Origin of the sequence: Streptomyces sp. NPDC046203, from assembly GCF_040646255.1 — a bacterium.
In the GTDB taxonomy this organism is placed as follows: Bacteria; Actinomycetota; Actinomycetes; order Streptomycetales; family Streptomycetaceae; genus Streptomyces.
Window position 1 is genome coordinate 1 of the sequence record NZ_JBEYZX010000087.1, and the last position, 9,587, is coordinate 9,587.

9 protein-coding genes are annotated in these 9,587 nt (G+C 72.7%); 3 read left to right on the plus strand and 6 right to left on the minus strand.

Going from position 1 to position 9,587, the window contains the following annotated elements; all coding sequences use genetic code 11:
* Window positions 1–751: ROK family protein (locus ABZ990_RS30800; RefSeq protein ID WP_361238793.1), on the minus strand; the 751-nt coding region annotated here is incomplete at its 3' end.
* A 391-nt stretch (window positions 752–1,142) separates the two neighbouring features.
* Here ABZ990_RS30800 and ABZ990_RS30805 point away from each other — a divergent pair.
* Window positions 1,143–2,138 carry a LacI family DNA-binding transcriptional regulator gene (locus tag ABZ990_RS30805; RefSeq protein ID WP_361238817.1) on the plus strand — a complete coding sequence of 332 codons (996 nt, stop codon included), beginning with the start codon at window positions 1,143–1,145 and terminating at the stop codon, window positions 2,136–2,138.
* Window positions 2,139–2,219: 81 nt separating this feature from the next.
* Here ABZ990_RS30805 and ABZ990_RS30810 read toward each other — a convergent pair whose 3' ends face one another.
* From ABZ990_RS30810 to ABZ990_RS30830, 5 genes are all read right to left on the minus strand, one after another.
* Window positions 2,220–3,518, minus strand: a complete 1,299-nt coding sequence (locus ABZ990_RS30810) for an aldolase/citrate lyase family protein (protein ID WP_361238796.1) — start codon at window positions 3,516–3,518, stop codon at window positions 2,220–2,222.
* Window positions 3,519–3,790: 272 nt separating this feature from the next.
* Window positions 3,791–4,753 (minus strand): electron transfer flavoprotein subunit alpha/FixB family protein, encoded by a 963-nt coding sequence (locus tag ABZ990_RS30815; RefSeq protein ID WP_361238799.1) that lies wholly within the window; start codon window positions 4,751–4,753, stop codon window positions 3,791–3,793.
* Window positions 4,754–4,866: 113 nt separating this feature from the next.
* The gene (locus ABZ990_RS30820; RefSeq protein ID WP_361238802.1) at window positions 4,867–5,652 is read right to left on the minus strand and encodes an electron transfer flavoprotein subunit beta/FixA family protein; all 786 of its coding nucleotides are present in this window, start codon (window positions 5,650–5,652) and stop codon (window positions 4,867–4,869) included.
* 200 nt (window positions 5,653–5,852) lie between these two features.
* Window positions 5,853–6,431 (minus strand): flavin reductase family protein, encoded by a 579-nt coding sequence (locus ABZ990_RS30825; RefSeq protein ID WP_361238805.1) that lies wholly within the window; start codon window positions 6,429–6,431, stop codon window positions 5,853–5,855.
* Between the two features lie 207 nt (window positions 6,432–6,638).
* Window positions 6,639–6,965 carry a thioredoxin family protein gene (locus tag ABZ990_RS30830; RefSeq protein WP_361238808.1) on the minus strand — a complete coding sequence of 109 codons (327 nt, stop codon included), beginning with the start codon at window positions 6,963–6,965 and terminating at the stop codon, window positions 6,639–6,641.
* A 286-nt stretch (window positions 6,966–7,251) separates the two neighbouring features.
* Here ABZ990_RS30830 and ABZ990_RS30835 point away from each other — a divergent pair, with 286 nt between their 5' ends.
* Both ABZ990_RS30835 and ABZ990_RS30840 read left to right on the plus strand, forming a co-directional pair.
* Complete coding sequence (locus tag ABZ990_RS30835; protein WP_361238811.1) at window positions 7,252–7,977, plus strand: lysophospholipid acyltransferase family protein; 726 nt, start codon at window positions 7,252–7,254, stop codon at window positions 7,975–7,977.
* A gap of 418 nt (window positions 7,978–8,395) precedes the next feature.
* Entirely contained in the window at window positions 8,396–9,514 is a 1,119-nt protein-coding gene (locus ABZ990_RS30840; RefSeq protein ID WP_361238814.1) for a lytic polysaccharide monooxygenase, read from the plus strand.
* Window positions 9,515–9,587: the final 73 nt, after the last annotated feature.

A 9,587-nucleotide genomic window follows, 5' to 3' on the forward strand; every position in this document is an offset into this window, starting at 1 on the left:
GTTGCCGTTCTCGCGCCAGACCTGGGCGCCGCACCACACGCCGATCAGCCGGAACTGCTTCAGGGCGGGCCCGTACAGCATCGATCGCAGCATGGTGGGCGGCCGCGGCCACCGCGGCGGCGGTGGTGTCGCCGTCGGGCCCCGGACGCCAGCCGCCGTCCAGGGCGCGACGGGCGATGTACGGGCCGCTGGCGATGCGTTCGACACAGCCTCGGCCGCCGCAGGCGCACGGGTCGCCGTCCAGGTCCACGACGATGTGGCCGATGTGGCCGGCGTTGCCGGTGAGACCCGTGTGGAGGCGCCCGCCCAGGACGAGGCCGCCGCCGACTCCGGTGGAGACAACGAGACAGAGGGCGTTGTCGTAGCCGCGCGCGGCGCCCTGCCAGTGCTCGGCGGCCGTCATGGCGACACCGTCGCCGACCAGGGTGACGGGAAGTCCGCCGGTGGCCTCGCGGACCCGCTCGACCAGCGGGAAGTCGCGCCAGCCGGGCACGTTGATCGGGCTGACGGTGCCGGTGGAGGCGTCGACGGGACCGGCGCTGCCGATGCCGACGGCGGTCACCGAGGCCCACAGCGGGGAGGCGGCGAGCTCGGCGAGGACCTCCGCCACCGCCCGCATCACCGTCTCGCCCGGCTCGCGGGCGGGGGTGGGCCGCTGGGCGCGTACCCGGATCCGGCCGTCGGCGCCGACGAGGGCCCCGGCGATCTTGGTGCCACCGAAGTCCAGGGCGGCGACGAGGTCAGTACGCATGAGTGAGCGGGTCTCCGGGTGACGGCGGGCGTGCGGGGCGGGGGTCAGTCTCCCCGTCTTCTGACAACGTTGTCCAGGGCCTATGCTCGACGGCAATGCGATCGAGACCCGTCCGGCGGCCCCGCCGGACGGACACCCGGCCCACACCCACACCCACACCCACCGGCGGACCGTCCGCCCCGCCGGAGCGCACGCCACCGAAGCGGCGGTACGCGTCCCCGCCGGGACCGACCCGCCCGGCACCACCGGCACGACCCGCACGACCGGCACCCGCCCCGAACAGCAGCACGACACCCCCAACGCCACCGACACCACCGACACGACGGAGGAACCGCGTCCCGTGACCGAGATCGCCCGCCGCTCCGAGCACCGTTACGGCCACCGGCCCACGATGAAGGACGTCGCCGCCCGGGCGGGCGTCGGGCTCAAGACCGTCTCCCGCGTCGTGAACGGCGAACCCGGCGTCACCCCCGACACCGAACAGCGGGTCAAGGAGGCCATCGAGTCCCTCGGCTTCCGCCGCAACGACAGCGCGCGGGTGCTCCGCAAGGGGCGTACGGCATCGGTGGGACTCGTCCTGGAGGATCTGGCCGATCCCTTCTACGGCCCGCTCAGCCGGGCGGTCGAGGAGGTCGCGCGGGCGCACGGCGCGCTGCTCATCAACGGTTCCAGCGCGGAGGACCCGGAGCGGGAGCGGGAGCTGGCGCTCGCCCTGTGCGCACGGCGGGTGGACGGGCTGATCGTCATCCCCGCGGGCGACGACCACCGCTATCTGGAGCCGGAGATACGGGCGGGGGTCGCGACCGTCTTCGTGGACCGGCCGGCGGGCGGGATCGACGCCGACGTGGTCCGGTCGGACAGTTTCGGCGGGGCCCGGGCCGGTGTGGCGCATCTGATCGCCCAGGGACACCGCCGGATCGGTTTCATCGGCGACCGGCCCCGCATCCACACCGCGACCGAGCGGCTGCGCGGCTACTGGGCGGCCATGGAGGACGCGGGACTCGCCGTGCACGGAGGGTGGACGTCCCTGGGCCCGACCGACCCGGCGCACGTCACGGCCGCCGTCGAGGCCATGCTGTCGGGACCGGAGCCGGTCACGGCGCTCCTCGCCGGCAACAACCGGGTGACGGTCACCGCCGTGCGGGCCCTCGCCGGGCGGGAACGGCCCGTCGCCCTGGTCGGGTTCGACGACATCGAACTGGCCGACCTGCTGGGCATCACGGTCATCGCGCAGGACGCGGCCGCGCTGGGCCGCACGGCGGCACAGCGGCTGTTCCGGCGGCTCGACGGCGCTGTCGAAGCGCCCCGGACAGCGGAAACGATCATTCTGGGGACCACGCTGATCCCCCGGGGCTCGGGCGAGATTCCTCCCCTGCGGGACGTCTGACCGACCGGCACCCGTAAAGCGCCCGGGTCCCCGCCGGGCCCCACCCGACGACCGCCGGCCCCACCCGTCAGGCCGCCCGCCCTACCCGGCTGCGTCCGTCGCCGCTCCCCCGCGCGGGGCGGCGAAGCCGTCGAGGTCGGCGCGGGTCAGACCGGTGAGGGCGTCGACCTCGGCGGCGTCCAGCGCCCCGCAGCGCAGGCCCCGCAGCAGGTAGGAGGCGAGGGCCCGGGCGGTGGCGGGCTCGTCCATGATGGCGCCGCCGGTGCGGTCGGCGTAGGCCGAGAGGCGCCTCGCGGCGCTCGCGAAGCCCTCGCGGTAGAAGGCGAAGACGGCGGCGTACCGGGTGGGGAGATGCCCGGGGTGCATGTCCCAGCCCTGGTAGTACGCGCGCGCCAGGGCGCGCCGGGTCAGCCCGTAGTGCAGCCGCCACGCCTCGTGGACCTGGGCGGTGGAGCCGACGGGGAGCACATTGGTGGAGCCGTCCGACACTCGTACGCCGGTGCCGGCGGCGGCCACCTGCATGACTGCCTTGGCGTGGTCGGCGGCCGGGTGGTCGCACGCCTGGTGGGCGGCACTGACGCCGAGGCAGGCGCTGTAGTCGAAGGTGCCGTAGTGCAGCCCGGTGGCGCGGCCTTCGGCGGCGCCGATCAGCCGGGCGACGGTGGCGGTGCCGTCGGCGGCGAGAATGGCCTGGCTGGTCTCGATCTGGATCTCGAAGCCGAGGCGCCCGGCGTCGAGCCCGTGGGCCTTCTCGAAGGCTTCGAGGAGCCGGACGAAGGCGGTGACCTGCTCGGGGTAGGTGACCTTGGGCAGGGTGAGGACGAGGCCGTCGGGCAGGCCGCCGTGTTCCACGAGGCCGGTGAGGAAGACGTCGGTGGTGCGGATGCCCCGGTCGCGGACGGCGGCTTCCATGCACTTCATCCGGATGCCGGTGTACGGGGCGGCGGTGCCGTTCGTGTACGCCCGCGCGACGATCCGGGCCGCGCGCGCCGCGTCACGGTCCTCGGCGGCCCCGTCGGCCCCTCCGTATCCGTCCTCGAAGTCGACGCGCAGATCCTCGACGGGTTCGCGTTCCAGCTTGGCGCGCACCCGGTCGTGAACGTCCTCCGCGAGGTCGTCGGCGAGACCGAGGACGCGGGCGAACGCGGTGGCGTCGGGGGCGTGCTCGTCGAGGGCGGCCAGCGCCCGGTCGCCCCAGGAGCGGATGGTCCCGGCGTCGAAGAGGTCGGCGGGGACGTAGACGGTGTGGACGGGCTGGCGGGTGCCGGGGTCGCCCGGGTAGCGGCGGTCCAGCTCGGCGTCCACGGCGGCAAGGGAGGCGCCGATCTCCTGGGCGACCGCTCCGGCGAGGCTGGTCGTCACCCGCTCCTGCTGATCCATTCCACACCCTCCTGTTTCCGCTCCACGGAATGGACAATCCGTCCGGCGAAGCTAGTGGGGCGGTCGGACCCGCGTCAACGGTTCCCCCGACGTGCCGTCCGGCGCGGCGCGGGCCCGCTCGGGACGGGCCGGGCACGAGACCGGCGGGCGCTCGGAACGGCGCGCGGAGGCGGAAACGCGCAGTGGTGCACGACCTCGCACGGTGACGGAAAACGGCCGGGGGCCGCGCGGTGGAATCACCACGCGGCCCCCGGCCGTACCGATCCGGCGGATCAGCCCTTGCGGGCCTCGACCTCCGCGGTCAGCTGCGGGACGACGTTGAAGAGGTCGCCCACGACGCCGTAGTCGACGAGGTCGAAGATCGGGGCCTCGGCGTCCTTGTTGATGGCGACGATGGTCTTCGAGGTCTGCATACCCGCGCGGTGCTGGATCGCGCCGGAGATGCCGGACGCGATGTACAGCTGCGGCGAGACCGACTTGCCGGTCTGGCCGACCTGGTTGGAGTGCGGGTACCAGCCGGCGTCCACAGCGGCGCGGGAGGCGCCGACGGCCGCGCCGAGCGAGTCGGCGAGGGCCTCGATGACGGCGAAGTTCTCGGCGCCGTTGACGCCGCGGCCGCCGGAGACCACGATCGCGGCCTCGGTCAGCTCCGGACGGCCGGTCGACTCGCGCGGGGTGCGCGCGGTGACCTTGGTGCCGGTGGCCAGGGCGCCGAAGGACACGGCGAGGGACTCGACCGCGCCGGCGGCCGGGGCGGCCTCGACGGGCGCCGAGTTCGGCTTGACCGTGATGACCGGGGTGCCCTTGGAGACACGGGACTTGGTCGTGTACGAGGCGGCGAACGCCGACTGCGTCGCGACCGGGCCCTCGGCACCGGCCTCCAGGTCCACGGCGTCGGTGATGATGCCGGAGCCGATGCGGACGGCGAGGCGGGCGGCGATCTCCTTGCCCTCGGCGGAGGACGGGACGAGCACGGCGGCCGGGGAAACAGCCTCGTACGCGGCCTGGAGCGCGTCGACCTTCGGGACGACGAGGTAGTCGGCGAACTCCGCGGCCTCGGCGGTCAGGACGCGGGTCGCGCCGTGCTCGGCGAGGGTGGCGGCGGTGTCGGCGGCACCGTTGCCGAGGGCGACGGCGACCGGCTCGCCGAGGCGGCGGGCCAGCGTCAGCAGCTCCAGGGTGGGCTTGCGGACGGCTCCGTCGACGTGGTCGACGTAGACGAGAATCTCAGCCATGGGACTTCAATCTCCTGCGGAAGAAACGGGGAAGGCCTGAGGGGACGGCGCGCGGCACGCGCGAGCCCTTAGTCAGTGGGCGGCCCAGGGTCGAAGACCCCGGGCCCCGGCGACTAGATGAACTTCTGGCTCGCGAGGAACTCGGCGAGCTGCTTGCCGCCCTCGCCCTCGTCCGTGACGATCGTGCCCTTGGTGCGCGCGGGACGCTCGTCGGCCGAGTCGACCTTGGTCCACGCGGCCTCCAGGCCGACCTCGTCCGCCTCGATGCCGAGGTCGGACAGGTCCAGGGCCTTCACCGGCTTCTTCTTGGCGGCCATGATGCCCTTGAAGGACGGGTAGCGGGCCTCGCCCGACTGGTCCGTCACGGAGACGACGGCCGGCAGCGAGGCCTCCAGCCGCTCGGAGGCGGTGTCGCCGTCGCGGCGGCCGGTGACGGTGCCGCCCTCGACCTTGACCTCGGAGAGCAGGGTGACCTGCGGGACGCCCAGGCGCTCGGCCAGGATCGCCGGGAGGACACCCATGGTGCCGTCGGTGGAGGCCATACCGGCGATGACGAGGTCGTAGCCGGTCTCCTCGATCGCCTTGGCGAGCACCAGCGAGGTGCCCATGACGTCGGTGCCGTGCAGGTCGTCGTCCTCGACATGGACGGCCTTGTCGGCGCCCATGGACAGCGCCTTGCGCAGGGCGTCCTTGGCGTCCTCCGGACCGACGGTGAGGACGGTGACCTCGGCGTCGTCCGCTTCCTCGGCGATCTGGAGCGCCTGCTCGACCGCGTACTCGTCCAGCTCCGAAAGGAGACCGTCGACGTCCTCACGGTCGACCGTCAGGTCGTCGGCGAACTTCCGGTCGCCAGTGGCGTCCGGCACGTACTTCACACAGACAACGATCCTCAAGCTCACGCCGGCTCTCCTACTGCATCGTCATAACTGGGCTGCGTTGTTGCTCGCAGCATAGGCGCCTGAAGGGCGGGTTTCCGGTCGGGGCGGCTGGCCGCCCCTGTCGAGATATTACTCGTCAGTACAGCCATTCCGTGACCAGTGAGCAAGCGCTCAGCCATGTGACCTTGCCAACGCCCCGGGACCCGGCCGTACGGGAACTCTCAGTCGCGCAGCGCGTTGAAGCGCCCCTGGTGGTACAGGAGCGGACGGCCCGTGCCCTCGGGGTCTCCGGCGACGGCCTCGGCGATGACGATGCGGTGGTCCCCGGCCGGGATCTTCGCGACCACCCGGCACACCAGCCAGGCCAGCACGCCGTCGAGGACGGGGACGCCCTCCGGGCCGTGGTGCCAGCGGGTGGGCGGGGCGAACCGGTCGGCACCGCCGCGGGCGAAGGTGGCGGCCAGCTCACTCTGGTGCTCGCCGAGTATGTGGACGCCGATGTACTCGGCCTCGGCGAGGACGGGCCAGCTGGAGGACCCCGTACCGGCCCCGAAGGAGATCAGCGGCGGCTCGGCGGCGACGGAGTTGACCGAGGTGGCGGTGAAGCCGACCGGGCGCCCGTCACCGTACGCGGTGACGACCGCGACCCCGGCGGCGTGCCGGCGGAAGGCCGCCTTCAGCAGTTCGGGCGAGCCCGGCCACGGGGCACCGGGGACGGACGCGCCCACGAGGGCGTCGTCGGCGGCGGCGCGGGGGGTGGGAGTCGTCGGGAACGTACGGAGCTGAGGCGAGACCGTCATGGAGTTGTCCTTCTGCGGAATGGGGGGTGGCGGTGTGCGGGGGCGTCGAGGACTCGTCAGACTCGGGCACCCGGGCCGCACGCCGGGCGGGCGGGGCCTTTCGGCGCTTGACCGGGGAGAAGGAGTTCCGGGACCATGCGGCCAGCCTGACGATCGCCACCGTGCGCAGTCAAGCGCGCACCGTGATCTGGGAGATGCGTCACCGCCTCACACCGCCTGTCCGAGCGCGGCGATGACATCGGCCTTGCGGGGCTGGCCAGAGGCCCTGCGCACGATCCGCCCGGCCCGGTCGAGGACCAGCACCGTGGGGGTGCGCGCCACGCCGAGCGCGCGGACCAGATCCAGACGTTCCTCGGCGTCGATCTCGATGTGCGCGACGCCGTCGACCAGGGCCGCCACCTCGGTGAGGACGCGGCGGGTGGCACGGCAGGGCTGGCAGAAGGCGGTGGAGAACTCCACCAGCGTGGCCCACTCCCCCAGCTCCGCGCCCAGCGTCGCGGCGTCCAGTGACACCGCACCGCGGATCCCGGTCATCTCCCCTGCCTCCACTCGTCGGACTTCCCCAGGCTCCCTCGGGCTCCCTCGGACTCACTCGGACTCACTCGGGCTCCCCCGGATCCAGCACCGGCGGGCGCCGATCGATTCCCGCCGTGACCGGCCGTGAACACCAAGAGTGACGAGAATCTCCCCACACGAAGCCGTCTGGACTGGTCATGGGCTCCCACATGGGGCACCATCTGCCCAAAGCCGAAAACCTACGGCTGCGTAACTTCGCCGGGAGAACCCTCCCCGGGTCACACACGTAAGGGGTTCCCCCCAGATGGCAGAGCTCGTCTATCGGCCGGTCGTCGGCGCCGCCCTCACCATGTTCAAGGCGCTCGACCTGAAGATCGACACCCAGGGGTCGCACCACATCCCCCGCCAGGGCGGGGCCGTGCTGGTCAGCAACCACATCAGCTATCTGGACTTCATCTTCTCCGGTCTGGCCGCGCTGCCGCAGAAGCGCCTGGTGCGCTTCATGGCGAAGGAGTCGGTCTTCCGCCACAAGGTGTCGGGGCCGCTGATGCGGGCGATGAAGCACATCCCGGTGGACCGGGCGCAGGGCGAGCACGCGTACGAGCACGCGCTGAAGGCGCTGCGGTCCGGGGAGATCGTCGGGGTGTTCCCGGAGGCGACGATCTCGCAGTCGTTCACGCTCAAGGGCTTCAAGTCGGGTGCGGCGCGGCTGGCGCAGGAGGCCGGCGTGCCGCTGATCCCGATGGCGCTGTGGGGCACCCAGCGGATCTGGACCAAGGGTCGGCCGCGCAACTTCAAGCGGGACCACATCCCGGTGACGATCCGGGTCGGCGAGCCGGTGGAGGCACCGGCCGACCAGTACGCGGGGGCCATCACCCGGCGGCTGCGCGAGCGGGTCCAGGAGCTGCTGGAGGCGGCGCAGCGCGCGTACCCCGTACGTCCCAAGGACGCGGACGACACCTGGTGGATGCCGGCGCACCTCGGCGGCACGGCGCCGTCGCCGGAGGACCTCAAGGCCGCCGGGAAGTAGCCGGACGGGCGCCGGACGACAGCGCGGGACGGCGGCGCGGACAGCGACGCGGGACGACGGTGCGGGCCGGGGCGAGCAAGGAGGCATGAGCCGGGGCGGGGAACGCACCGGCCTTTCGCCACCGGCTCACCCCCGCCCTGACCCCCACCCCTGGCCCCGCTCCCTGCCCTCACCTCCGGCTCCCACCCCCTTTGCCCACCCCCGGGCCCCGGCGCGACAGACGCCCGGGGCTCGCGGTGTTTCGTAGAGGTTTCGGAGACCGATCCGTTTACAGCGAATTGGCGCAGCCCTATCGTCCGAAGTGGGAGCGCTCCCATCCCCTTCTGGATGTCATGCCCACGCCAGAATGCCGTCCCCGACCCATCCCTCGGGGCCGCGTTCCGGCCCGCCGGCATGACCGTCGAAAGGTCAGCGATCCATGGTCAGACGTACCAAGACGGCAGTACTCGCCGCTGCGGCGATGCTGCTCTCGGCATTAGGCCTGCTCCTCATCGGCCAGGGCTCCGCCGAGGCGCACGGCGTCGCGATGGCGCCGGGCTCCCGGACGTACCTCTGCATGAAGGACGCCATCACCTCCAGCGGCGCGGTCGACCCGACCAACCCCGCCTGCGCGGCGGCCATCGCGCAGAGCGGCTCCTCGTCCCTGTACAACTGGTTCGCGGTGCTCGACTCCAACGCGGGCGGCCGCGGTCAGGGTTACGTTCCCGACGGCACCCTCTGCAGCGCCGGCGACCGCTCCCCGTACGACTTCAAGGGCTACAACCAGGCCCGTTCCGACTGGCCGAAGACGCACCTGACCTCGGGCTCCACGTTCCAGGTGAACTACAGCAACTGGGCCGCGCACCCGGGCGAGTTCCGGGTGTACCTCACCCGCCAGGGCTGGTCCCCGACCTCCCAGCTGAAGTGGGCCGACCTGGAGCTGGTGCACACCGTCAGCAACCCGGCCGCGACGGGGTCGCCCGGCACCGACGGCGGCCACTACTACTGGAACACGCCGCTGCCCTCGGGCCGTTCCGGTGACGCGCTGGTCTTCATCCAGTGGGTGCGGTCGGACAGCAACGAGAACTTCTTCTCCTGCTCCGACATCGTCTTCGACGGCGGCCACGGCGAGGTGACCGGCATCCGCGGCAGCGGCACCACCCCGCCGACCACCCCGCCCACGACGCCGCCGACGACCCCGCCCACCACTCCCCCGACCACGCCTCCGACCACTCCCCCGACCGGTGACCGCAGCTGCATGGCGCAGTACAAGGTCGTCAGCTCCTGGAGCGGCGGTTTCCAAGGCGAGGTCGAGGTCATGAACCACGGGACCACCGCCCTGAGCGGCTGGAAGGTCGGCTGGACCCCGGGCAGCGGCACCGCGATCACCAGTCTCTGGAACGGGACTCTGACCAGCGGCACGAACGGCGCGGTCTCCGTGGCCAACGCCGCGCACAACGGCACGATCCCGGCCGACGGCACCACCACCTTCGGCTTCACGGCCAACTCGACCGGGAACAACCTCCCGTCCGGCTCCGTCTCCTGCACCGCCTCCTAAACGGGCACACCCAGGCACAGCCGGGCACAGCCGGCACGGAAAAGCGGCCGGGCGGAAGTCGTCGACTTCCGCC